General features: G+C 58.4%; 20 protein-coding genes and 1 pseudogene. 11 read left to right on the top strand and 10 right to left on the bottom strand.

What is annotated here, in order from left to right:
- Nucleotides 1-147: 147 nt before the first annotated feature.
- The 7 genes and pseudogenes from J7E41_RS10570 to chrA form a co-directional block, all read left to right on the top strand.
- Nucleotides 148-303, top strand: a pseudogene (locus J7E41_RS10570) (YbjN domain-containing protein); the annotation flags it as partial.
- 93 nt (nt 304-396) lie between these two features.
- On the top strand, nt 397-1,377 hold the full coding sequence (locus tag J7E41_RS10565; RefSeq protein ID WP_214992489.1) for a LysR family transcriptional regulator: 981 nt from the start codon (nt 397-399) through the stop codon (nt 1,375-1,377).
- A 158-nt stretch (nt 1,378-1,535) separates the two neighbouring features.
- Nucleotides 1,536-2,252, top strand: coding sequence for a helix-turn-helix transcriptional regulator (locus tag J7E41_RS10560; protein WP_214992487.1), 717 nt, complete (start codon nt 1,536-1,538; stop codon nt 2,250-2,252).
- Between the two features lie 52 nt (nt 2,253-2,304).
- A complete protein-coding gene (locus tag J7E41_RS10555) occupies nt 2,305-2,646 on the top strand; it encodes a nuclear transport factor 2 family protein (protein WP_214992485.1) in 342 nt (113 codons plus the stop codon).
- A 153-nt stretch (nt 2,647-2,799) separates the two neighbouring features.
- Nucleotides 2,800-3,927: a cell division protein ZapE gene (gene zapE, locus J7E41_RS10550; RefSeq protein WP_214992482.1), complete on the top strand. Its 1,128-nt coding sequence runs from the start codon at nt 2,800-2,802 to the stop codon at nt 3,925-3,927.
- Between the two features lie 149 nt (nt 3,928-4,076).
- Entirely contained in the window at nt 4,077-4,568 is a 492-nt protein-coding gene (locus tag J7E41_RS10545) for a GNAT family N-acetyltransferase (protein WP_214992480.1), read from the top strand.
- A gap of 11 nt (nt 4,569-4,579) precedes the next feature.
- Nucleotides 4,580-5,779, top strand: coding sequence for a chromate efflux transporter (gene chrA, locus J7E41_RS10540; protein ID WP_214992478.1), 1,200 nt, complete (start codon nt 4,580-4,582; stop codon nt 5,777-5,779).
- On the opposite strand, the gene J7E41_RS10535 is transcribed toward chrA, so the two are convergent.
- The 6 genes from J7E41_RS10535 to J7E41_RS10510 form a co-directional block, all read right to left on the bottom strand.
- Nucleotides 5,766-7,163, bottom strand: a complete 1,398-nt coding sequence (locus tag J7E41_RS10535; RefSeq protein WP_214992476.1) for a heavy metal sensor histidine kinase — start codon at nt 7,161-7,163, stop codon at nt 5,766-5,768. The two genes, chrA and J7E41_RS10535, sit on opposite strands and share 14 nt — an antisense overlap.
- Nucleotides 7,160-7,834 carry a heavy metal response regulator transcription factor gene (locus J7E41_RS10530; protein WP_214992473.1) on the bottom strand — a complete coding sequence of 225 codons (675 nt, stop codon included), beginning with the start codon at nt 7,832-7,834 and terminating at the stop codon, nt 7,160-7,162. The genes J7E41_RS10535 and J7E41_RS10530 overlap by 4 nt, the downstream gene beginning before the upstream one ends.
- A gap of 425 nt (nt 7,835-8,259) precedes the next feature.
- Entirely contained in the window at nt 8,260-8,481 is a 222-nt protein-coding gene (locus tag J7E41_RS10525) for a hypothetical protein (RefSeq protein ID WP_214992470.1), read from the bottom strand.
- A gap of 157 nt (nt 8,482-8,638) precedes the next feature.
- Complete coding sequence (locus tag J7E41_RS10520) at nt 8,639-10,882, bottom strand: TonB-dependent siderophore receptor (RefSeq protein ID WP_214992467.1); 2,244 nt, start codon at nt 10,880-10,882, stop codon at nt 8,639-8,641.
- A 155-nt stretch (nt 10,883-11,037) separates the two neighbouring features.
- Nucleotides 11,038-12,780 carry a phosphoethanolamine transferase CptA gene (locus tag J7E41_RS10515; protein ID WP_214992464.1) on the bottom strand — a complete coding sequence of 581 codons (1,743 nt, stop codon included), beginning with the start codon at nt 12,778-12,780 and terminating at the stop codon, nt 11,038-11,040.
- Between the two features lie 174 nt (nt 12,781-12,954).
- Entirely contained in the window at nt 12,955-13,119 is a 165-nt protein-coding gene (locus tag J7E41_RS10510; protein WP_251029453.1) for a DUF6026 family protein, read from the bottom strand.
- Between the two features lie 272 nt (nt 13,120-13,391).
- Between J7E41_RS10510 and gnd the strand changes: the two genes are divergently transcribed.
- From gnd to J7E41_RS10495, 3 genes are read left to right on the top strand one after another with little or no spacing between them, the layout of a single operon-like run.
- Complete coding sequence (gene gnd / locus J7E41_RS10505) at nt 13,392-14,396, top strand: phosphogluconate dehydrogenase (NAD(+)-dependent, decarboxylating) (RefSeq protein ID WP_336604611.1); 1,005 nt, start codon at nt 13,392-13,394, stop codon at nt 14,394-14,396.
- On the top strand, nt 14,393-15,916 hold the full coding sequence (zwf, locus tag J7E41_RS10500) for a glucose-6-phosphate dehydrogenase (protein ID WP_214992462.1): 1,524 nt from the start codon (nt 14,393-14,395) through the stop codon (nt 15,914-15,916). Before gnd ends, zwf begins: the two co-directional genes overlap by 4 nt.
- Nucleotides 15,913-16,737, top strand: a complete 825-nt coding sequence (locus tag J7E41_RS10495) for an HAD family hydrolase (protein ID WP_214992460.1) — start codon at nt 15,913-15,915, stop codon at nt 16,735-16,737. Before zwf ends, J7E41_RS10495 begins: the two co-directional genes overlap by 4 nt.
- Before the next feature lie 34 nt (nt 16,738-16,771).
- Here the strand turns inward: J7E41_RS10495 and nhaB are convergent, their stop codons facing one another.
- Together nhaB and J7E41_RS10485 are read right to left on the bottom strand one after the other, a co-directional pair.
- Nucleotides 16,772-18,274 carry a sodium/proton antiporter NhaB gene (gene nhaB, locus J7E41_RS10490; RefSeq protein WP_214992458.1) on the bottom strand — a complete coding sequence of 501 codons (1,503 nt, stop codon included), beginning with the start codon at nt 18,272-18,274 and terminating at the stop codon, nt 16,772-16,774.
- A 174-nt stretch (nt 18,275-18,448) separates the two neighbouring features.
- Nucleotides 18,449-18,712, bottom strand: a complete 264-nt coding sequence (locus J7E41_RS10485; RefSeq protein WP_214992456.1) for a hypothetical protein — start codon at nt 18,710-18,712, stop codon at nt 18,449-18,451.
- Nucleotides 18,713-19,044: 332 nt separating this feature from the next.
- Between J7E41_RS10485 and J7E41_RS10480 the strand changes: the two genes are divergently transcribed.
- Entirely contained in the window at nt 19,045-20,370 is a 1,326-nt protein-coding gene (locus J7E41_RS10480; RefSeq protein ID WP_214992452.1) for a sigma-54 dependent transcriptional regulator, read from the top strand.
- A 61-nt stretch (nt 20,371-20,431) separates the two neighbouring features.
- Here J7E41_RS10480 and J7E41_RS10475 read toward each other — a convergent pair whose 3' ends face one another.
- The gene (locus J7E41_RS10475) at nt 20,432-21,718 is read right to left on the bottom strand and encodes a hypothetical protein (RefSeq protein WP_214992449.1); all 1,287 of its coding nucleotides are present in this window, start codon (nt 21,716-21,718) and stop codon (nt 20,432-20,434) included.
- A gap of 46 nt (nt 21,719-21,764) precedes the next feature.
- Nucleotides 21,765-22,511, bottom strand: a complete 747-nt coding sequence (locus tag J7E41_RS10470; protein WP_214992447.1) for a hypothetical protein — start codon at nt 22,509-22,511, stop codon at nt 21,765-21,767.
- Nucleotides 22,512-22,548: the final 37 nt, after the last annotated feature.

Below are 22,548 nucleotides of genomic sequence, written 5' to 3'. Positions count from 1 at the left end.
TTCACGAAACGGGCCGTTTCTGATTAAACCTTGTCAATTTTTTAGCCCGGTCGAGCAGACCGGAAAATTCCGGCTAGCCTATGAAGGTCTGCCTTGGGATAACCCAAGGTGGCCATCGTTCAGCCCATGACAAGGAAAGCATTCACGATGACCATCCCTGCATTGATCACCAATGTTTGCGCCGACAGCCTGACCGAAGTCCTGCAAGAGGCCGGCTTGCGGGTCAACCGTTCCGAACAGAATTTTGTCGTACAACTGCTCAGCGCCAACCAGGGTATCGGTTATGCGTTGCGCTTGGGCAACCTGGACGCGGAGCTGGCGCACGCTTGATAGACAGACGGGGGTGAGGGCGCAATTGCCCTCACTCTATCCCATACCAACGACAGGAAGTCATTGATGGCAATGTTTCAAACCCCGGGCGTCGAGGGGCTGGCAGGGCGTATTTCGCCTGCGAGTCATCAGCGTTCATGGACGACCCTGGTGGCCACGGTTGAACCCCGAGTGGCCGAATATTTTCTGGTCAGTGCGCGCTGCGGCTGCTTCAAGCAGGCGGCACGCCACCTGAATATCCGCGCACCCCTTTTACGTCGGCAACTGGCGCAACTGGAAGATGCAGTAGGGCATACGCTGTTCTCCTACCAGGGCAGCACGCTGACCCTCAGTCGTGAAGGCCTGCAATTGCAGGCGCAGTTGATGGTTCTGGTCCCACAGCGTATCGCGCAGGTAGTCAGCCAGCCGTTGGTGCGCCTCGCGGTTGCTGCACCGATCCTGCATGACATCCTGAGTCGTGACCTGATTGCTTTGTTGCGGCGCGACGCCAGCGTACGGTTGGAGGTGATCGCTGTGGACAGCAACCAACAGTCGCTGCAAACGGTCAATGCCGATGTGGTGGTATGGCTGTCGGACCCTGGCGCGACATCCACCAGTCCGGGTTTTGCGATTCGTGAACCGCAACACCTGGCCAGCCTTGATTACCTGCCGCATATGGCCAAGCGCTATTCCCGGGCGACTGCTCGTCCGGAGCACCTGGAGGGGTTGGCCGATTATCTGTTGGTGCAGTGGCAGCCCGAGCGGCAGGTCAAGGCGTTTGCGCCCTGGAATGCGCAGATCGACTTGCGCGGGGCCGGAGTGGTGCAGGTGCATACCTACGAGCTGATGCTGGAGATGATCCGGTGCAGTGCCTGCATTGGTTTGTTACCCGCCTATATGAGTCGGTTTGATCGGAGCCTGATGCCGTTGCCCGGCCTGTTTGACACCCCCATGCAACGGCAAGTCTGGATGGCACTGAATGCCCAGCTCGAAGCGTCGGCGGCGGTGCAGGCGATAGTCGATTTGATCGTCCGTACCTTTGATGAGCGCCGCGAATGGTTTGAGTGACAGTGTCCGGGACCCACTCTGAAGGTCACAGGTCGTTGCGGCGGCCGAAGACTTTGCAGTGCCTGAGCAGACGCCTGAAAAGCCGATTCGCTCCTGACACTTTCTGGCAGGGCCCTCTGCTAAGCTGCGCGAACTTCCCTTTTTGGAGTGTGAGGAACGTGTCGCGAACCAGTCGTCTGCTGACCTTGTTGCAAGTCTTGCGGGGCAAAAAGCGCCCGGTGACGGCGGCCATCCTGGCGGCGGAGCTGGAGGTTTCAGAGCGCACGCTCTACCGGGATATCGCTGAATTGACTGCCCTCGGCGCGCCGATCTTCGGTGAAGCCGGGGTGGGCTATGTGTTGCGCAGCGGATTGTTCCTGCCGCCGTTGATGCTCAATGCTGACGAGACCGAAGCCATCGTTCTGGGCTTGCGTTATGTCGACCAGCGGGGTGATGAGGTGTTGAGTCACGCCGCTGCCAATGCGTTGTCGAAAATCTCCGCGGTACTGGACCCTGCCGCCCAGGAAGCCTTGCGTAATCCCACGTTGCTACCGGGCCCGCGGGGGTATGGTTACCCGGAAAACCGAGTGCCCCTGAATGTGTTCCGTGACGCCATTCGCAGCCAGGCCAAGTTGCATATCGATTATGCCGACGCCAGCCAAACCCCGAGCCAACGCCTGATCTGGCCCCTGGCCCTGGGCTTTCTCAATGAAGCGCGGGTGATCGTGGCCTGGTGCGAATTACGCGGCGCCTATCGCACCTTTCGCACCGATCGGATTGCCGCCGCGACTGCCCAGGGCGAGCGTTATCCGGGGCGGCGCAGTGACTGGTTACGTGCTTGGCGCAAGTTGATGGAGCAGAACGAATCCGGGCCTTTCACTCCTGACAAGAACTGACACAACACTGTTTTAGGATGACTCCAGAAATCACCAACAAGGAGTTGCCAGCATGTCCCAACCCACCCCTGAACTGGCGCCGGCGATTGTGGCTTACATCGCGGCGGCCAACGCCAGAGATACCTCGGCTGTGACTCACTGTTTCGCCGAAGATGCCAATGTGTTCGATGAAGGTGAGCACCAGGTCGGTACGGCCGCCATCGCCCGCTGGATGGAAGACACGGGGCGTCGTTACCAGCCGAAGGTCGAGGTGCTGAACGTCCAGCACCGTGCCGGCAAGGTGCTGGTCAGCAACCTGATAACCGGCAGCTTTCCGGGCAGCCCCCTGGAGTTGCGCTACACCTTTCGGCTGAACGAGGCCGGGAAGATTTCCCGGCTGGATATTTCCCTGTAAGCGGTGTAGCCGCTGCCGAGGTACGAGGCTGCGATGGGACCGGGGTCGCGCTCGACCGTAGCGGCCCCAGGGCGGCGGTCCTGCGGACACGCATCGCAGCCTCGTACCTCGACAGCGGCTACAGGAGCGCAAGGTCATGGCATACTGCCTCGTATGACTTTCGACTCGCCACTCTCCGCGTACCAACACGCCATCACCCAGAACGGCTTCATCGCCGATGACGCTCAAAGGCGGGCGGTGCAGGCCCTTCAACAGTGCCATGAAGCCTTGCACCAAGGCCGCACGCCGGTCACCGGGGTGTATCTGTGGGGGCCGGTCGGCCGTGGCAAAACCTGGTTGATGGATCAGTTCTACGAGACGCTGCGGGTGCCGGCGCGGCGCCAGCACTTTCATCACTTCATGGGTTGGGTGCATCAGCGCTCGTTCCAATTGACGGGCACTCACGATCCGTTGCAGGCCCTGGCCCGAGAGCTGAGCCAGGAAGTGCGGGTGTTGTGTTTCGACGAGTTGTTCGTCAACGACATCGGCGACGCCATCATCCTTGGTCGGCTGTTCCAGGTGATGTTCGAGGAAGGGGTGGTGATGGTTTGCACCTCCAATCAGCCACCGGACCAGTTGTATGCCGATGGCTTCAATCGCGACCGGTTCCTGCCGGGCATTGAGGCAATCAAACGGCATATGCAAGTGGTGGCGGTCGACGGCGGGGAGGATCACCGTCTGCATCCAGGCGTTGGGGTACAGCGTTACTGGGTCGACCAGCCCCAGGCGCTGGCCGAGGTGTTCGGGCAACTGAGCAATGGGCAGGCCGTCAGCAGCGCTCCGGTCGTCGTTGGCTATCGCTGCGTCGTTGCCGTGCGGTCCAGCGATACGGTGCTGTGGTGCCGCTACTGTGATCTGTGTGAACAACCCTTGGCGGCTATGGACTTCATGCTGCTGTGCGATCGCTTCAAGGTGATATTGCTGGGAGAAGTGCCCAACCTGAGCGCCCAAAAACGTCCGGGGCGGATCGCGCGTGGCACGGAGGACGCCGCCTTGCGCGTGGATGCCGGTGATCGGGAGTTGCCCGAGTTATCCGTGCATGACGACAGTGTCCGGCGTTTCATTGCCCTGGTGGACGAGTGCTACGACCGTAAGGTGCCGCTGTATATCGAGGCCAAGGTGGCATTGGAAAGCCTCTATACCGAGGGCTATCTGGAGTTCCCGTTTCGCCGAACCTTGAGCCGCTTGCAGGAAATGCAGCTGCAGCGTTTTGCTACTCCCGTGTCTGAAAAAGCGCTGTAACCAATAGAAAATTGACTTCCCTGCGGGGTAAATTCGCGCTTTCACGCAGGTGTATGTAGTTAATCTCCTTCATCTAATGCGGGCTCCATGCTTACAATCGACCCCTTTGAGGGGAAGTCGTCCCCGTTCAGTCGTTATCGAGGAAGGAAATGGACGCCGCAGATATACTGGTGCTGCAAGCCAGCTACAGCAACCCTCTACACGCCGAGGCCCTTGGCCTGTTGCTCAATCATTACGCACAAGACCCAATGGGTGGCGGTCAGGAACTGCCCGCCGACCGTCTGCTGCAACTACCGGCCGAGTTGGCCAAACGCCCTCACGCATTCAGTGTGCTGGCGTTTGTGAACGGAGTCCCGGCCGGCCTGGTCAACTGTTTCGAAGGGTTCTCGACCTTCGCCTGTCGGCCACTGGTCAACGTCCACGACGTGGTGGTCATGGACAAATTCCGTGGCCTGGGGCTGAGCCAGAAAATGCTGCAAAAGGTCGAGGAAATTGCTCGTCAACGTGGTTGCAGCAAGATCACCCTGGAGGTGCTTGAAGGCAATGACGTGGCTCAAGCGTCATACCGCAAGTTCGGTTTCGACGATTCGATCTTCGATCCCGCCTATGGCCGTATGCTGTTCTGGAGCAAGCCTCTTTAGGGACTGAGACCATGATCGCCACCGCCAGGGCCAAGAGCCACCCCCCTGAAAGCGCTTGGCGCGTCTTGTTGATTTTCCTGCGCCTGGGCTTTACCGCGTTTGGCGGACCGGTGGCTCATCTGGGTTTTTTCCGTACCGAGTTCGTCGAACGCCGTCGCTGGCTGAGTGAGGCCTCTTACGCTGAACTGATCGCCCTGTGTCAATTTCTACCTGGGCCTTCCAGCAGTCAGGTGGGCATGGCCCTGGGGTTGTCTCGGGCTGGTTATCGCGGCGCGTTGGCTGCATGGTTCGGCTTTACGTTACCGTCTGCAGTGGCATTGACCGCATTATCCCTGGGTTTGACAACCTGGGGCAGTCGCCTGCCAGACGGGCTGGTTCATGGGCTTAAAGTCATGGCCGTGGCCGTTGTCGCCCAAGCGGTATGGGCGATGGCGCGCATGCTCTGTACTGACAGTCGACGCTGGGCTCTGACGATCATGGCGGGATGTGTGGCGGTGCTATGGTCGGCACCGGTCAGCCAAGTGTTGATCATGGTCATGGCGGCGGGGCTCGGTGTCTGTTTGCTCAAGCCTTCCACGATGCGACACGAGCAGGCGCTGGTCATCGGCGTATCAAGGCGAACGGGGGGCGCCATGCTGGCACTGTTTGTGATCTTGCTGCTCGGCCTGCCGTGGTGGGCGCAGCACTCTGGTGCGACGCTGCTGCAGCTCTTTGTCGGGTTCTACCATTCGGGAGCCCTGGTGTTCGGGGGCGGGCATGTGGTGTTGCCGTTGCTGGAACAGACGGTGGTGGCGAGCGGTTGGGTTGACAGTGATACGTTCCTGGCCGGTTATGCGGCGACCCAGGCGATGCCCGGGCCGCTGTTCAGTTTTTCGGCTTTTCTAGGCGCGGCCATCGACGGCTGGGTTGGCGCGCTGGTGTGTGTCCTCGCGATCTTCCTGCCTTCAATGCTGTTGGTGGTCGGTGTCTTGCCGTTCTGGCAGGTATTACGTACCAACCCCCGCGCACAGGCTGCGTTAGCGGGTGTCAACGCCGCCGTGGTGGGGTTATTGCTGGCGGCCTTGTATCAACCCTTATGGACCACCGGCATCCTGGCACCAATGGACTTCGCCTTGATGCTGCTGGCACTGCTGGCTTTGATGATCTGGAAATGGCCGCCTTGGCTGGTGGTGGCCCTGGGCGGCGCGGCAGGCGTACTTATAAGTCTGTGACAGGGCCGGGAAACACCAACCGGAACAGGGTAAAGCTGCCCTGCAGGCTGCTGACTTCGGTCTGGCCCTGATGCAGGTTCATGATCGAGCGCACGATAGCCAGCCCCAGGCCCGTCCCGCCTTCTGCCCGGGCACGGCTGCTGTCGACGCGGTAGAAGCGCTCGAACAAGTGCGGCAAGTGTTGCGCGGCAATTCCTGCACCGGGATTGCCCACTGACAGCGACACGCTGTCGGCATGGGTTTCTACCAGCAACGAAATGCTCGCTGCCCGAGGGCTATGGCGGATGGCGTTGGACAGCAGGTTGGAAATCGCTCGCTGAATCATCAACCGATCACCATGAACCGAGCCCTCGCCCGAGAGGCTCAGGGTCAGGTGTTTGTCCTCGGCACTCAAGGCAAACAGGTCCATGACCCGCCGCGCCTCCTGCTCCAGAGACACCTGTTCAAAGGCCACCCGCGCTGCTGGGTGGCTGACCTGGGCGAGAAACAACATGTCGCTGACGATCCGCGTCAAACGCTCCAGTTCCTCGGTACTCGACTCCAGCACTGCCTTGTATTCCGCAGGCGGACGTTCTCGGGACAGCGTCACCTGGGCCTTGCCCATCAGGTTGGTGATGGGCGAGCGCAACTCATGGGCCAGGTCGTCGGAGAATTGCGACAGTTGCTGCACGCCGCCATCCAGGCGATGCAGCATGAAGTTGATGCCTTGGGCCAGTTCGCCGAGCTCCCTGGGCAGGTTGTCCACGGACAAGCGATGAGTCAGGTCCTGAGTAGTGACTTTTGCCGCAATGCGACTGAACTGTTGCAACGGAGCCAAGCCGCGTTGCACCACCCACCAGGCGCCGATGCCGATCAATATCAGCAGCAAAGGCAGGGCAATCACCGTGGAGCGCAGGTAGGCACTGAGCAGGGCCTGATCATCGGTGCGATTCAGGGACAACAGTACCCGCACGTTCTCGCCGTTGCGCAAGCGCATCAGGCTGGAGGCGCTGAGGATCTGATTACCGGTGCTGTCGGTCCAGTTCAGGTAACCGAGGCTTTCACTGGCGGCAAAGTCAGTCAGCAACGGCACTTGCGAGCGGGCGCCGACACTGAGTAGCGGGGCCGCAGTAGGGTCGGTGCTCGTGATGGTCAGGTAAAGGTTGTCATGGGCCATCACCAGGTCCAGCACTGAATGGGGAGCCGCGGCGATGTCGCTGGACTTCAGGTCTTGGGTCAGGCTGTGTAGCAGTTGCCCCATCTTGCTTTCCAGGCCCTTGCGCGCCAGGCTATCCAGTTCATGGTTGAGAGCCAGGTAAGCCAGGGTTGCCAGCAACAACACCAGGCCTGCGCCCATCAGGCTGACGGTCAACCCAAGGCGCATCGACAGGCTGGAGGACTTCACTGACGTACCTCCAGCACATAACCGACGCCCCGGATGGTGTGTATCAGCTTGAGGTCGCTCAGGTCGTCAATCTTGGCCCGCAAGCGGCTGATGGAAACTTCTACCACGTTGGTATCGCAATCAAAGTTCATGTCCCAAACCAGTGAAATAATCTGGGTGCGGGTCATTACTTCTCCACTCTGGCGCATCAGCACTTGCAGAAGTGCAAATTCCTTGGTGGTCAAATCAATGCGTCGTGTGCCGCGATAAGCCCGATGCCGACGCGGATCAAGTTCAAGATCAGCCACGCGAAATACTTCCGGCAGCGGCATATGCTCACTGCGTCGCAACAATGTACGAACACGGGCCAGTAACTCGGGGAATTCAAAGGGTTTGACCAGGTAGTCATCGGCTCCCATGTCCAGGCCCTTGATCTTATCTGCCAGTCGGCCACGGGCAGTTAACATCATCACGCGGGTCGTGGTGTTCTGACGCAGCTCTTCGAGTACTTGCCAACCATCTTTCGCCGGAAGATTGACGTCAAGAAGTACCAGCTCATAAGGTTGTTGAGCCGTCAGGTGCAGTGCGTCTATACCATTGGCGGCACAGTCGACGACATAGCCACTTTCAGTCAGGCCCTGATGTAAATAGTCGGCCGTTTTTGGCTCGTCCTCGACGACAAGAATGCGCATGAAAGTTCACCTATAAAACATGAAGAAATAATAATAGTTGCGGGGTTTGTAGTCCCGAAAGTAGGAGAATTCTGAGCCTTGAAGTAGCTATAGGGTCAAGGGGGTAAGGCTTCTAAAACGGGGTTTTAGCGCAGGTGCGACGATCGGTCGCTAGGCTGACTGGCTGGTTTCACAAGGCGGTTGGTCCTACAAGGAGAAAGGGATAAAAGGCTGTTATAATTAATTCTGAATGTTTCCTGACTACTTCTGCAGGCACCCTGATCATTAACGCGATATTAATACTTAAGAGTCATTTCAGGTGATGAATGGATTATTTGTAATGTTGCGGAAAGCTTATTGAAAAACAGTCAAAAAAAAGCGCCCATTAATGGGCGCCAAGTAAACCTTCGCTATCGGAGCGCAATAGCGCAGGGTGTTTCGTGAAATCAGCTGTTGGGTTGTTGCGTGGTGTCATTTTTCTCGATAGCGTCTGAATTGACTTTCTTGGCCTGTGCGGCGGCGGTCTGTTCGATAGTGCCGTGATTTTTTTCCTGCATGAACGTGAAGTTGTTGTAGAACTCCTTCGAACGTTCAGAACCGCCTTCTGCAAAAGCGGCTGCGGAAGTTAAGGTCATCAGGCCAGCAAGCATCAAAGTCGAGAGTTTCATCGTATGTGTTCCCATTAAGTGTGATTGGTGTCTGCCTCGTCCGTGATCAGCGTCATGGGCGAAGTGTGGGTCAATTGTATTAAGTGGGAGTTAACGTGAGGGTGGCCCGAAGTTAACGATTTCGTTAACTTCGGGGTCCCTTGACCAGATGTGGGATTTAGAGCTTCCAGTCCAGGCTCAGGGTCATGGTGCGTGGATCACCCCAGTAAACGCCGTTATAGAAACCGACGTTGTTGTAGTACTTTTTGTCGAACAGGTTGTTGACGTTCAGCGATGCCGAAAGGTTTTTGTCGAACGCGTAGCGGGACATGAGGTTGACCAGGCCGTAGGCTTGCTGGTGGATCTCGGTCCTCTGGGTGATGATTTTTCCAGTGGTGTCACGCCCGACCGGCCGGTTGCCAAAGCCATAGATGTCGCTCTGCCAACTCAGGCCCGCACCGACTGTCAGGCCTTTCCAGGCGCCAGGCAGGCGATAGGTGGTGGAGGCGCGGAGCAAGTTCAGGGGCTGCTGGGTGTTGTTGCGCTGCTTTTCACCATTGACCGAATGGGTGTACGTGTAGCCCGCCGTCAGGTTCCAGTCGGGCAACACTTCGCCGACAGCCTCCAACTCAAACCCTTGTACCTTGTTGCCCTTGCCGCCGGACTTGTAGTACGCCTCGCCTTTGGGGCCGGGCGGTACGGAGTCGTCGACTTCTGCCACGTTGTCCTGGGTTGTCCAGAAGACGGCGCTGGACAGGTTGAGGCGGTCATTGAACAGGCTCCCCTTGAGGCCCAGCTCGTAGTTCTTGCCGACAATCGGTTCCAGGTACTTGTCGCCTACGTCCTTTTGCGTCTGCGGTTTGAAGATGTCGGTGTAGCTGACGTACGCCGTGAAGTCCTGATTGATGTCGTAAAGCAACCCTGCATATGGTGTCCAGACGTCGTTATGGGTCTGGCGGCTGGTTTGGGCGGAGGTCAGTTGGCGATTGCCATCGTATTTGTAAGTCGAGCTGCTGGTCTTCCAACTGCCATAACGGCTACCCAGCACCGCATGCCAGTCGTCGCTCAGGCTCAGGCGTGTCGCCACGTATCCAGCTTTTTGATAGGTGCTGCTGTTATTGGCATCGAGGTCGGTGGTTTCATCCGCAAACTCGGGAACCTTGATCGGGTGCTTCCAGTCGGCAATCTTGTCGTAGTCTCCCGGTACGCCGCCGTCAATGATGTAAGGCTCGTTGTCACGATGACGTGCCTGGCCATAGCCGATCATGGCCTCATGTTCGCGGCCCAGCAGTGAATAAGGGCCGGCGATGTTGAAGTCCACCGCATCCATCTTGTCTTCGCCCGCCCAGTGGCTGCGATAGGCCACGATCCCGCTGCGATCAGCGTTCGGGTAGCCACGGCCACCGTAGTAAACCTTGCCATCGGTTTCACTCTCCCGATGGGTGTAGGCGGCCTTCAGATGCCAGTCATTGGCCAATCGCTGGTCCAGCGTGGCGAACGTCGTACGGTCAGTCAGCGGCCAGTTGCTCCAGGACTGAGTGATGTTGTTGTGGCGTGGCAGATTGGCCTTGCCTCCCGAAGAGTTCCAGTAAGGCAGGCTGCCCCAGGTCGCGCCCTCGACCTGTTTGTCCTGATAGTCGTAACCCACTGCCAGTACCGTGTCGTCAGTCAGGTCGGCTTCAAGGATGCCGTAGCCGACCTTGCGTTCAACCGAATAGCGATCGCGGAACGACTTGCTGTCGCGATAGGCCAGCACCGTACGCCCACGCAAGCGACCATCGAAGCCCAGCGGGCCCCCGACGTCGAGGTAACTGTAGTAATTGTCATGGCTGCCACCGCTGACGCCGACCTTGCTCGCCCATTCATGGGTAGGGCGCTTGCGCACCATATTGATGGTGCCTGACGGGTCGCCAGCGCCCGTGGTCAGGCCAGTGGCGCCGCGCACCACTTCGATGCGGTCATAGATAATCGTGTCGGAGTCCGACTTCAAGCCGGAGAAGGTATTGAGCATCCCGTCGATCTGGAAGTTCTGGATGCTATAGCCGCGCGAATAGAAGCTGAAGCGTTCGGAGTCGGTGCGTTGCACCACAACACCGGTGGTCTGGTTCATCACCTCGGTCAAGGTGCCCAGCTTGAAGTCGTCCATTTGTTGGCGGGTGATGACCGATACGGACTGCGGGGTCTCTTTGATCGACAGGTTGAGCCGCGTTGCTGTGTTCATGGCGCCGGTGGTGTAGGAACCGGTGTCTTCGGTGTTGGAGCCGAGGCTGTCGGCGGTGACGTTGGTACTGGCCAGTTCCAGGGTCGCTGGAGGCTCTTCGACTTCTTGTCGAACCTCGGTTTCAGCCAGCAAGTCCGGGCTCATGGCCAGGCTCAGCAGGCCTGCGGTCAGGGTCATGGATCGAGTGATGGGCGCGAACATCGCGGCGAACTCCTTGTCGTCTTTGAAAAAAAGCCATTGGCTCAAAGACGAAGGGAGGCGGGGATCTTTAGCTTTAAACGAGAATAATTATTATCTTTGCGCGTAAACAACATCGGGCTTCATCGCATTGCGCGGGTGAAGCCCGTGAGTGTGGGTTACTTGACGACGACGTTGGCCGGGTCGGGTTTCTTCGGTGCCAGGAGGCTGAAATCAATCAAGGGCTTTTGCTGACGGGCGTAAGGATCGCCAATCATCAGTGGCCTGGCCTTGAAGTTGTCGTTGATGAGGCTCTTGCTAGGGTCCAGTTCATCAAAAGTGATACCGGCCATGTCTGCCCAGGTATGGATCAACTGCGAGCTCTTAAAGGGACGCTGCAAGTCGCCGGCAAAATTCCAGTCATGACTTTCGCGCCACTTCGGTGACGCCCAGGCCATGAACGGAATGGTGTACATCGGTGCCGTTGGCTTGCCTTCGTTACGACCCAGGACGTTGTGGCCTGCGGAGTCGTAGACGTCCTCACCGTGATCGGAGAGGTACAGCAAGAAACCATTGGGGTCGGTCTTGGCGTAGTCCTTGATCAGGCTGGAGACCACGAAGTCGTTGTACAGCACCGCGTTGTCGTAGCTGTTGTAGGTCGGCAACTGATCGTCGCTGACACCGGCCGGCACGCCCTGGCGATCGGTGAATTTGTCGAAGGTCGGCGGGTAACGGTACTGGTAGCTCATGTGAGTGCCCAGCAGATGCACGACGATGAACTTGCGCTCGGCAGTGTCGGCCATGGCCTTGGCAAACGGTTCCAGCACGTCGCCGTCGTACTGACGGGCGTTCTGGTTGCGGTTGTTGTTCAAGTACACCTGCTCATCGGCCTGTTCGGAAAAGGTCGTGAGCATGGTGTTGCGCTTGGTCATGGTCTGCTGGTTGGTGATCCAGAAGGTCTTGTAGCCGGCCTGCTTCATCACGCTGACCAGGGACGGCGTCTTGAGGTACAGGTCCGGGCTCTCTTCGTCGGCGAAGGTCAGTACCTGTTGCAGTGCCTCGATGGTGTAGGGACGTGGGGTAATGACGTTATCGAACACCGCCATCTGGTCACGCAGCTTGTCCAGCTCCGGCGTGGTGTTGCGCGGGTAGCCGTACAGGCTCATGCGCTGGCGGTTGGTGGACTCGCCGATCACCAGCACCAGGGTCGACGGTTGGCCGGCCATGCTGTCCTTGAGATTGGTCAACGGTGGAATCTTGCTGACGCTGTCCAGCATGCCTTGCATGTTGTCCAGTTGCTCGGTGTAGCGGCGGTAGGCAACGATCATCTGCCATGGCACTGCCGGCTCGATCCGGCTTTCGAAGCGGTCGATCGCCAGCTCCATGGAGTCGGTCCTGGCGATCTGCTTGACCAGCGGGTAACCAATGATGGCAATCACGATGGCTGTGGCGGCCAGCATGGCCTGGCCGCGTGGCAGGTAGACCGGGCGTACTCGGGTCCACAAGAAAATTGCCACGGCGGTGTGGGCCAGGAATGCCAGGACAATCCACCAGGCGAAGTATTGGGTAGCGTATTCGCCCGCTTCAGAGATGTTCGACTCGAACATGATGAAGATGACGCTTTGGGAGAATTCCTGCTGGTAAATGAAGAAGTAACCCAGGCTTGCCATGGAGCAGGCCCACAACACCACACCAATCAACGCAGCAATCAGGCGCGAACGCCGTGGGAACAACAGCATGGGCGCCAGCCACAGCGCACTCATGAAGAACGCCTGGCGGAAACCGCTGAAGCCGGAAGTGCCGGTCAGTTGGATCAGTAATTGGGTAATACCCGAGAAGTACCAGAAAAACAGGAACATCCAGCCAAGGCCGGACCAATCGAACCCTTTCGCAGACGTAGTGCTGCGTTTAAACATCGCCATCCAGCGCTCCATCCGATAATTTTTCACCGTTGCCGTGCGCACAGGTGCACGACAGGAGGGCTCCCGCACGTGGGGGCGCCCCTTTGGCGCGGGATTATCAAGAAAGGCGTGTGAAAACTTTGTGAGTTAAATCTGACACAATTGCGCCGGCGGCTCTGCGATACGCCGGGGCGTCTAGAGAGGGCTGCTGCGCACCCCATCGCAGCCTCGTGCCTCGGCAGCGGCTACAGGCGCGCGAAGGCGCAAGACCTCCTCTTGCAATTGGTCGCGCTCATCTTTCAGCTGGCGCAGTTCATCGCGACGAATCGTGACGTAGAGGGTCTGTGGCGGGCGTGTCATCTGATGTGTTGCGCTCATTGCTTACCTCGCAAATGGCCGGTGCATCGCGGTGCTCGGACACTTCTTGGTAGCGTCGAGCAACAGTCGGCGCCAATTCTGATTTCTTTTTTTGCTCAAGGGAACTTTTTTATTTTTCATGGTCACTGTGACTTTTGCCGCAGTAGAGGCGAAAGAGTGGCCATTATTTCTCATGAAACTATGCCAATCCGCTCTGGACTAACCCTCATTAGCCTCATTGCGCTATAAACTATGTCACACATTTTTTTGTATTTATGAGTAGTAAGGAGCATCAGCACATGCAACTGGGGATTATCGGACTAGGCCGCATGGGCGGCAATATTGCGCGGCGCCTGATGCTCAATGGGCATACCACCGTGGTCTACGACCGCAATGAAGCATTCGTCAAAGGCCTGAGTGAAGAGGGCGCCACCGGCGTCGCCGATTTGCCTGCGCTGGTCGCCGGGCTGCAAAAGCCACGGGCCGTCTGGGTCATGCTGCCGGCAGGCGCACCGACCGAAGACACCATTGAAACCCTGAGCCAACTGCTGGATGACGGTGACGTGATCATCGATGGCGGCAATACGTTCTATAAAGATGACATCCGTCGGGCCAAAACCCTGTCGGAAAAGGGCCTGCATTACATCGACGTCGGCACCTCCGGTGGCGTCTGGGGCCTGGAGCGCGGTTACTGCATGATGATCGGCGGCGATGCCGAGACGGTCAAACGTCTGGACCCGATCTTCGAAAGCCTGGCGCCGGGCCTGGGTAACATCCCGCGCACCAAGGATCGGACCTCCACCGACGACCGTGCCGAACGTGGCTACATCCACGCCGGCCCTGCCGGTTCCGGGCACTTCGTCAAGATGATCCACAACGGTATCGAGTACGGGATGATGCAGGCCTTCGCTGAAGGCTTTGACATCCTCAAGACCAAGTCCTCGGAAAACCTGCCGGTAGACCAGCGTTTTGACCTCAATGTGGCTGATATCGCCGAAGTCTGGCGTCGCGGCAGCGTCGTTTCCTCCTGGCTGCTGGACCTGACCGCCGATGCGTTGGCGGTCGATCCCAAGCTCGACGGTTATTCCGGTTCGGTCGCCGACAGCGGCGAAGGGCGCTGGACCATCGAAGCGGCCATGGAGCAATCGGTGCCGGTACCGGTGTTGTCCAACTCGTTGTTCGCGCGCTTCCGTTCCCGTCAGCAGAGCACCTACGGGGACAAGATGCTGTCTGCCATGCGCTTTGGTTTTGGCGGCCATGTGGAGACTTCCAAAAAATGACCGCCAACGGCAAGAAATCCAAGGCCGAACCTGCTCCACCAACCACGCTGTTTCTGTTTGGCGCCCATGGCGACCTGGTCAAGCGCCTGCTGATGCCGGCGCTGTACAACCTCAACCGCGATGGTTTGCTGGGTGACGGTTTACGCATTGTGGGCGTTGATCACAACGCCATCAGCGATGCCGACTTCGCCAAGAAACTCGAAGACTTCATTCGCACCGAGGCCGCCAGCAAGGTCAAGGGCAATGCCGAAGACGCCCTCGACCCCGAGTTATGGGCCCAGTTAGCCAAGGGCATCAGCTACGTCCAGGGTGACTTCCTCGATGACAGCACCTACAGCGACCTGGCGGCGAAAATCGCCGCCAGCGGCACCGGCAATGCGGTGTTCTACCTGGCCACTGCACCGCGCTTCTTCAGTGAGGTGGTGCAGCGCCTGGGGCGTGCAGGGTTGCTGGAAGAAACCCCCGAGGCGTTCCGCCGGGTGGTGATCGAGAAGCCGTTCGGTTCCGACCTGGCCACCGCCGAGGCGTTGAACGCCTGCCTGCTCAAGGTCATGAGCGAAAAGCAGATCTACCGCATCGACCATTACCTGGGCAAGGAAACGGTCCAGAACATCCTGATCAGCCGTTTCTCCAACGTGCTGTTCGAGGCGTTCTGGAACAACCACTACATCGATCACGTGCAAATCACCGCCGCCGAAACGGTTGGTGTGGAAACCCGTGGCAGTTTCTTCGAACACACCGGCACGTTGCGGGACATGGTGCCCAATCACCTGTTCCAGCTGCTGGCGATGGTCGCCATGGAACCGCCGGCTGCCTTTGGGGCTGATGCGGTGCGTGGGGAAAAGGCCAAGGTAATTGGCGCGATACGCCCCTGGTCCCTGGAAGATGCCCGGGCTAACTCGGTGCGTGGCCAATACACCGCCGGCGTTGTCGGCGACAAGCCGCTGCCGGGTTACCGCGAAGAGGCCAATGTCGCGCCTGACAGCAGCACCGAGACCTTCGTCGCCCTCAAGGTGATGATCGATAATTGGCGCTGGGTCGGTGTGCCGTTCTACCTGCGTACCGGCAAGCGCATGAGCATTCGCGACACCGAGATCGTTATCTGCTTCAAGCCGGCGCCTTACGCGCAGTTCCGCGACACTGAGGTGGACGAACTGAAGGCCACTTACCTGAAGATCCAGATCCAGCCCAATGAAGGCATGTGGTTCGACCTGCTGGCGAAAAAGCCCGGGCCGACCCTGGACATGGCCAACATCGAGTTGGGTTTTGCCTACAAGGACTTCTTCGAGATGCAGCCGTCGACGGGTTACGAAACCCTGATCTATGACTGCTTGACCGGCGACCAGACGCTGTTCCAGCGTGCCGACAACATCGAGAACGGCTGGCGTGCGGTGCAGCCATTCCTGGATGCGTGGAAAGAAGACGATGGTATTCAAACCTACAAGGCTGGCGAAGATGGTCCGGCGGCGGCTGATGAGTTGCTGGCTCGCGATGGCCGAACCTGGCACGGCCTCGGATGAGTGACGCGCCGAGCCATCCCATCCGGTTTGTCCTGAGTGATATGGACGGCACGTTGTTGCATCCGGATCACAGTCTCAGTCAGTACACCATCGATACGGTTCGCGCGCTGCGCGACGCCGGGGTGTTCTTCAGCCTGGCCAGCGGGCGCCCGCCCAAGGCCATGTTGCAACAGGCTGAGGCATTGGGCGTCGACGTGCCGATAGCGGGTTTTAATGGCGGTACGCTGGTCAATCCCGACGGCAGCGTGTTGGTTTCCCATCATCTGCCGGCCGAGGCAGCACTGATTGCGCTGGCCTTGTTTTCTGAACAGCCTGACGTTGAAGTCTGGCTGTTTGCCGACGGTGACTGGCTGCGTCGCGATCCAGGTGGTCCGATGGCGGTACGGGAGGAGCACGGTTTGGGTTATGGGCCGATTGTGGTCGAGAGCTTCGAGCCGTATCTGGATCGGGTCAACAAGATCGTCGCCGCCAGTACCAACACTCAATTGCTGATCGAGTTGGAAGCGCAGCTGTTACCCAAGGTCAAAGGAGTGGCCCAGGTCTCCCGTTCACAACCGGTGTTCCTGGACGTGACGGCGATGAAGGCCAACAAGGGCGAGGCTTTGAAAACCCTGGCGGCGTACCTGGGCGTTCCGTTGGAGCAGACAGCGGCCATCGGCGATGGCGGCAATGACCCCGCCATGTTTCATGTGGCCGGGTTATCGATAGCCATGGGCCAGGCCGAGGAAGTGGTCAAGCAGCAAGCCACGGTGGTCACCGGCAGTAATGTCGAGGACGGTGCGGCGGAAGCGATCGAGCGGTTTATTCTTTCAGCCCGATGACAAGGAGGCTGCAATTGCAGCCTCCTTTCCCCCTTTACAGCCAGTAACTCACCGCGTACCAGCCCAGCAATCCCATCACCACCGTATACGGCAGCGCCATCCACACCATTCGCCCGTACGACAGGCGAATCAACGGCGCAATCGCCGACGTCAGCAAAAACAGAAACGCCGCCTGGCCGTTGGGTGTCGCGACGCTAGGCAGATTGGTGCCAGTGTTGATGGCAATCGCCAGGGTTTCGAAATGCTCGCGGCTCATGTGCCCGGAAACAAATGCCTGTTTGACCTCGGTGATGTAGATCGTCGCCACGAAGACGTTATCGCTGATGGCCGACAACAGCCCATTGGCGATAAACAGCATCCCAGGTTGTTGATCGGCTGGCAGCGCCAACACCCACTGGATCAACGGGGTAAACAGTTGTTGATCGTGAATCACCGCCACCACGGCGAAGAACACCACCAGCAGCGCAGTAAAGGGCAGGGCGTCTTTGAACGCGTTGCCGATGCGGTGCTCTTCGGTGATGCCGGTGAAGGCAGTGATCAAGACGATTACCAGCAAACCAATCAGGCCCACTTCAGCCACATGAAACGCTAGCCCGGCGATCAGAATCAACGCTGCCAGCCCCTGGACGATCAAGGCCGCGCGTTGGCGCGGAGTGCGTTCGGCGTTGTCCTCTTGGGCGTAATTGGCCAGCACCTTGCGTACGTTGTCCGGCAACAGCGTGCCGTATCCGAACCAACGCAGTTTCTCCAGCAATACACAGGTGATCAGGCCGGCAGCCAGCACCGGTAAAGACACCGGTGCGATTCGGGTAAAGAACTGGCTGAAATTCCAGCCCATCTCATGGCCGATCAACAGGTTTTGCGGTTCGCCCACCAAGGTGCACACGCCGCCCAGGGCGGTGCCGACTGCACCGTGCATCAGCAGGCTGCGCAGGAAGGCGCGGAATTGTTCCAGGTCGGCGTGGTGCAAGGCAGGCAGGTGTTGGTCATCGCTGAATTCGCTGTCCTGGCGTGGGTCATTACCGGACGCGACGCGGTGATACACCGAATAGAAACCCACGGCCGCGCTGATGATCACGGCGGTCACGGTCAAAGCATCAAGGAAGGCCGAGAGAAATGCCGACAGAAAGCAAAACATCAGCCCCAGCAGCGCTTTCGATCGAACCCCCAACAGCAATCGCGAGAACAGAAACAGCAGCAAATCTTTCATGAAGTAGATCCCTGCCACCATGAACATCAGCAGCAGGATCACCGGGAAGTTGTGCAGCAATTCGTCGTACAGCGCTTGGGGCGTTGTCATTCGTAGCAGCAATGCTTCAACCATCAACAGGCCGCCGGGCATCAACGGATAGCACTGCAGCGCCATGGCCAGGGTGAAAATGAATTCGGCTACCAGTAGCCAGCCGGCTGTCACCGGGCCGAATACCCAGAGCACCAATGGATTGAGGATTAGGAATGCAAGAATGCAGGCCTTATACCAACGGGGCGAATGACCGAGGAAGTTGTGGGTGAAGGCCTTGGCCATTGATTCGGGCATGGGGTGCTCCTTTGGGCAGAAGCGCGCAACGTGCCGCAGAGAGAAGAGAAGATCAAGTCGCGAGGGGAATTATTTTGACGTTAATCAGCAAGTAGCAGGAAAGAGGTTTGTTAATTCGTTAGATCGCGAAGTCGAGCGACGGAACATGTTCCGTCGACTCGACTTCGTCTGGTGTTACTTGGGCATGTCCCAGGATTGCAGGGTGTAGCCATCTTTGCTCAGTTCGGAACGCGCTTGAGTAAGCAGATCTTCCAACTGTGCCGGATCGGAGTAAGTACTGAATGACACCTGTTTGCTGCCAATGCGGGTATTGGTCCGATCGATGACGGCCAGGCTGAGTTCGCCATTACCGTCCTGGGCCCAAGCCACACACTGAAAGGGTTTGAAGGCGCGGTCTGCAATCAAAAGTGCTTCGTTGATACGGAGCGGGGCGTTCATAGGGTCTTCTCGCTAAATGCCCAATCAAATGATCTGCCGTCGGTTGGGCTTACCGTTCGGCTTGTACTTGTACTGATGCACGATGGCGGGGTGCGGGTCACATGTTAGAACAACAATTTTCAACTTTCCGTGATTAAGGTCATGTAAGGCGCGATTTTGAAAGTTTGGTGAAAGATTGGACTGGCTTTTCGCATCTCGAAAAAAATCGGTTTTTTGACAGCTTTATAGCCAAACGATACAAGCCCGCGTCAAGATCTTGCTAGGGTTACCGACAGCATTCCCAACCTACTGTTTCTAAATAATTTTAGTGATTTTGACGCCAAGGAATAGTCATGGTCGTTACACCTGCCCAACGTAGCCTGCTTGTGGTCGATCCCTGCGATGATTGCCATCGGTTACTGCCCGGTTTACGCACGGTGGGGTGGGATGTGGACAGTTGTGCCCTGGAAGCCGTCGGCGACCGCTCCTGTGATATAGGGCTACTGCGCCTGCAGCCGTTTCACCTGAGCCGACCCGAAGCAGTCAAGGAATTGATCAGTCGCAGCGGCACCGAATGGATTGCCGTGCTGAGTCCGGAAATGCTGCGCCTGCAAAACGTCGGAGACTTTGTCTGCGAATGGTTCTTCGATTTTCACACGCTACCGTTCGACGTGTCCCGAGTTCAGGTGACCTTGGGTCGCGCCTTTGGCATGGCACGGCTACGGGGCCAGGGCAATACCCAGGTGGATCAGCAGGAGCATGAGCTGCTGGGTGACAGCCGGCCGATCCGCGAACTGCGCAAACTGCTGGCTAAACTGGCGCCCACCGAATCGCCGGTATTGATTCGGGGCGATAGCGGCACCGGTAAGGAGTTGGTCGCCAGAACTTTGCATCGGCAATCCCAGCGCCATGCCAAGCCCTTCGTGGCAATCAACTGCGGGGCGATTCCCGAGCATCTGATCCAGTCCGAACTGTTTGGTCATGAAAAGGGCGCGTTCACGGGCGCGCACCAGCGCAAGATCGGGCGGATCGAGGCGGCCCATGGCGGTACCTTGTTTCTCGATGAAATCGGCGACTTGCCCATGGAGTTGCAAGCCAACCTGCTGCGGTTTCTCCAGGAAAAGCACATTGAGCGGGTGGGGGGCAGCCTGCCGATTCCGGTGGATGTACGGGTATTGGCAGCGACCCACGTCGATCTGGAAGCTGCGATTGAGAAGGGCACCTTTCGCGAAGATTTGTATTACCGGCTCAACGTCCTGCAGGTGATGACCGCGCCCCTGCGTGAACGCCACGGTGACGTAGGCATGCTGGCCAATCATTTTTCCCATTTCTACAGCCGCGAAACCGGCCGCCGTCCCCGCAGTTTCAGCGAGGACGCGCTGGTGGCCATGGGTAAACATGCCTGGCCGGGCAATGTGCGGGAATTGGCCAATCGGGTACGCCGTGGTCTGGTCCTGGCCGAAGGGCGGCAGATCGAAGCCATGGATCTGGGGCTGCAAAGCCACCAGTCCATCGCCTTGCCAATGGCTACCCTGGAAGATTACAAGCACCGTGCTGAACGCCAGGCGCTGTGTGATGTGCTCAACCGGCACAGCGACAACCTGAGTGTCGCGGCCCGTGTGCTGGGGGTGTCCCGGCCGACGTTCTACCGGTTGCTGCACAAACACCAGATCCGCTAGGGTGGATAAACAAAGCCCCGTAACGACTCTTATCGTTACGGGGCTTTTCCTTTTGCCGGGGTTAGAAGTAGTAAGGGAACTTAAGACTGAAGCTGAAGGACGGCGCATCCGGCGTTATCCCGATGGCCAGGTTGGGCACGATGGTCAGGTTGTCGCTCGCGGCGATGGTCATGCCGACGTTGAAGTAACCGGCGTTGGCGTCGCTGGATACCACCGACTGCCAGTCGCCGCCGTCAGGCTTGAGCTTGCTCTTGCGTTGCACCAGGTCGGAGACCGAGAACGACATACTCATCTTTTCGTTCAAGGCAAAGGCCACGCCGGCGCCGATCTGGAAGCTATCACCCAACCGCACTTTGCCGGGGACCTTTTGATTGACCGTGGAACTGATGTCGCCAAAGGACTCTTCAAGGTTATGGGTGTAGGACAGCGAGCCGAACAACACCGCCGGGTCAAAGGTCTTGACCAGCGAAATGCCGGGGGTGATCGACCAGACACCGTTCCCGGTGGGCAGGTTCTCCGGCACATACAGGTTGGTGTTGTTGGGGGATTGCACCAGTTTGATACCGAACGGGTCTTCACCTGTGGGCGCCTTGAGCCGCAACGAAACGACGGCGTCCGGCAGGCTGGCTGATTCGTCGAGGAATTTGTAGGCAATACCAAAGTTGACGTCGCCAATGGTCGGATTGCGACTGACCGACTCTTCAGAGGTCGCCGTACCGCTGCCACCATTGGCACCGCCGGACTGGTAGGTCGATTCGCGATACACCACGGGCACGTTCACATCGAACTGCCAGCGATTATCGAGGTTGTAGCGTCCCGTCAGGTCGACAGTCCAGCTATCAGACTTGATTCGGTCCAGGTTGATATTGCCGAGGAAGATCGAGTCCAGCGCCAGAAAGCCGTTGAGGGTCAACTGACGGGCATCGTAGCGGGCATAGGTGACGCCGGTTTCAAAGCTGAACTTGCCGTTGCCGAAGAAGCCGCTGGCCTCGTTATACAGATTGCTCACGCTTTGAGCGGGGGCCGAGTCGTCCTTGAGGGATTGCCCGTAGGAACTGCCACCGGCGGCGCCGGAAGTACTGGCGGCCACGGTAGATCGGCCTTTCTGGAAATCTGCGGGGGATTTGGCCAAGCGTTTGGGCGTTGGTGCCGCCGGCTGATCCTCCACCTGACGCACGCGCTGTTCAAGGACAGCGAGGGCTTTTTGCTGCACCTCGTAACGTTGTTTAAGCTCCATCAGTTGCTGCTTGAGGGCTTCGATATCGGCGTCCGGTGCGGCATATAACAAACTTGCGGGCAGGAGTGTACTTAAACAGACCACCGCACGTAGCGATAATGATCGAGGCATGAAAGCCGTCCTTTTCTAGTACGTGGGTGTCGAGGCTCAGCGTAGTTCAATAACCCATTGAGCGTAGGTTCTTGAGTTGATCCAAATTGCAATTGAGGGCCGCGTTGCCGAGGCTGTTGTTTCCCAGGACCACATTGAGCTGGGTCATGTTGTTGACGAAGTTGCTGTTGCCTTGCAAAACCGTGCCCTGCAGGACACTCCCGCCGCCGATCTGCTGCACGCTGTTGCCTTGGTTCTGGTTGGCCTGAATGGCCATTTGCAGGCCGCCATGGGTGGCGGAGACGCTGACTCGACCAGCGCCGCTATCGCCAATGATGGTGCCGCCGCTCACCAGCACTTGTCCGGATTGCACGATGTTCGCCGGTGCCAGGCCGTTATCGCTGACTTTGATGCCGACATTGTTGTAGGCCGTGTTGCCATCGCCGGCCGCGCGTACGCTTTGAGTCACGCCCTGGCCGCTGCCCAGGCCTGCGCCACCGACCACGGTGCCGGTACCCGTATTTGGCGTCGGGCCCTTGCCCGAGCTGCCGGTGGTTTGCACATAAAATTGTGGGGTGATGGTGGACGAGTCGAGCTGCATGCTGGCTTTGCCGGTAATACTGTCGCCCGCCGCATTGGTCCAAGTGCTGCTCATGACGATGCCGAAGCTGATGATCCGTCCGGGCATGACGTAGCGCCCGCGTAACTGGGCCAGTTCCGAGTCCTTCATTTCAATCGGCTTGAACACCGTTGAGGCATAAACTGGCATCGTGGCTGCCAGGCACATGACCGTCAGCCAACGGAAAGTGTTCATGGTGTGCTCCTGGAGCGTCCTGCTCCTTATGGCGCTT

Origin of the sequence: Pseudomonas fluorescens (assembly GCF_018614655.1) — a bacterium.
Lineage (GTDB): Bacteria > Pseudomonadota > Gammaproteobacteria > Pseudomonadales > Pseudomonadaceae > Aquipseudomonas > Aquipseudomonas fluorescens_BX.
This window is presented reverse-complemented; position numbering and strand designations above follow the sequence as displayed.

Bases quoted from the DNA above. Each gene is read 5' to 3' on its own strand.
- J7E41_RS10485 (WP_214992456.1), bottom strand. From the start codon at position 18,712: ATGAACGCCCCGCTCCGTATCAACGAAGCACTTTTGATTGCAGACCGC.
- chrA (WP_214992478.1), top strand. From the start codon at position 4,580: ATGATCGCCACCGCCAGGGCCAAGAGCCACCCCCCTGAAAGCGCTTGG.
- J7E41_RS10545 (WP_214992480.1), top strand. From the start codon at position 4,077: ATGGACGCCGCAGATATACTGGTGCTGCAAGCCAGCTACAGCAACCCT.
- J7E41_RS10525 (WP_214992470.1), bottom strand. From the start codon at position 8,481: ATGAAACTCTCGACTTTGATGCTTGCTGGCCTGATGACCTTAACTTCC.
- J7E41_RS10495 (WP_214992460.1), top strand. From the start codon at position 15,913: ATGAGTGACGCGCCGAGCCATCCCATCCGGTTTGTCCTGAGTGATATG.
- J7E41_RS10520 (WP_214992467.1), bottom strand. From the start codon at position 10,882: ATGTTCGCGCCCATCACTCGATCCATGACCCTGACCGCAGGCCTGCTG.
- nhaB (WP_214992458.1), bottom strand. From the start codon at position 18,274: ATGCCCGAATCAATGGCCAAGGCCTTCACCCACAACTTCCTCGGTCAT.
- J7E41_RS10565 (WP_214992489.1), top strand. From the start codon at position 397: ATGGCAATGTTTCAAACCCCGGGCGTCGAGGGGCTGGCAGGGCGTATT.
- zwf (WP_214992462.1), top strand. From the start codon at position 14,393: ATGACCGCCAACGGCAAGAAATCCAAGGCCGAACCTGCTCCACCAACC.
- J7E41_RS10530 (WP_214992473.1), bottom strand. From the start codon at position 7,834: ATGCGCATTCTTGTCGTCGAGGACGAGCCAAAAACGGCCGACTATTTA.
- J7E41_RS10480 (WP_214992452.1), top strand. From the start codon at position 19,045: ATGGTCGTTACACCTGCCCAACGTAGCCTGCTTGTGGTCGATCCCTGC.
- zapE (WP_214992482.1), top strand. From the start codon at position 2,800: ATGACTTTCGACTCGCCACTCTCCGCGTACCAACACGCCATCACCCAG.
- J7E41_RS10475 (WP_214992449.1), bottom strand. From the start codon at position 21,718: ATGCCTCGATCATTATCGCTACGTGCGGTGGTCTGTTTAAGTACACTC.
- J7E41_RS10555 (WP_214992485.1), top strand. From the start codon at position 2,305: ATGTCCCAACCCACCCCTGAACTGGCGCCGGCGATTGTGGCTTACATC.
- J7E41_RS10470 (WP_214992447.1), bottom strand. From the start codon at position 22,511: ATGAACACTTTCCGTTGGCTGACGGTCATGTGCCTGGCAGCCACGATG.
- J7E41_RS10510 (WP_251029453.1), bottom strand. From the start codon at position 13,119: ATGACACGCCCGCCACAGACCCTCTACGTCACGATTCGTCGCGATGAA.
- gnd (WP_336604611.1), top strand. From the start codon at position 13,392: ATGAGTAGTAAGGAGCATCAGCACATGCAACTGGGGATTATCGGACTA.
- J7E41_RS10515 (WP_214992464.1), bottom strand. From the start codon at position 12,780: ATGGCGATGTTTAAACGCAGCACTACGTCTGCGAAAGGGTTCGATTGG.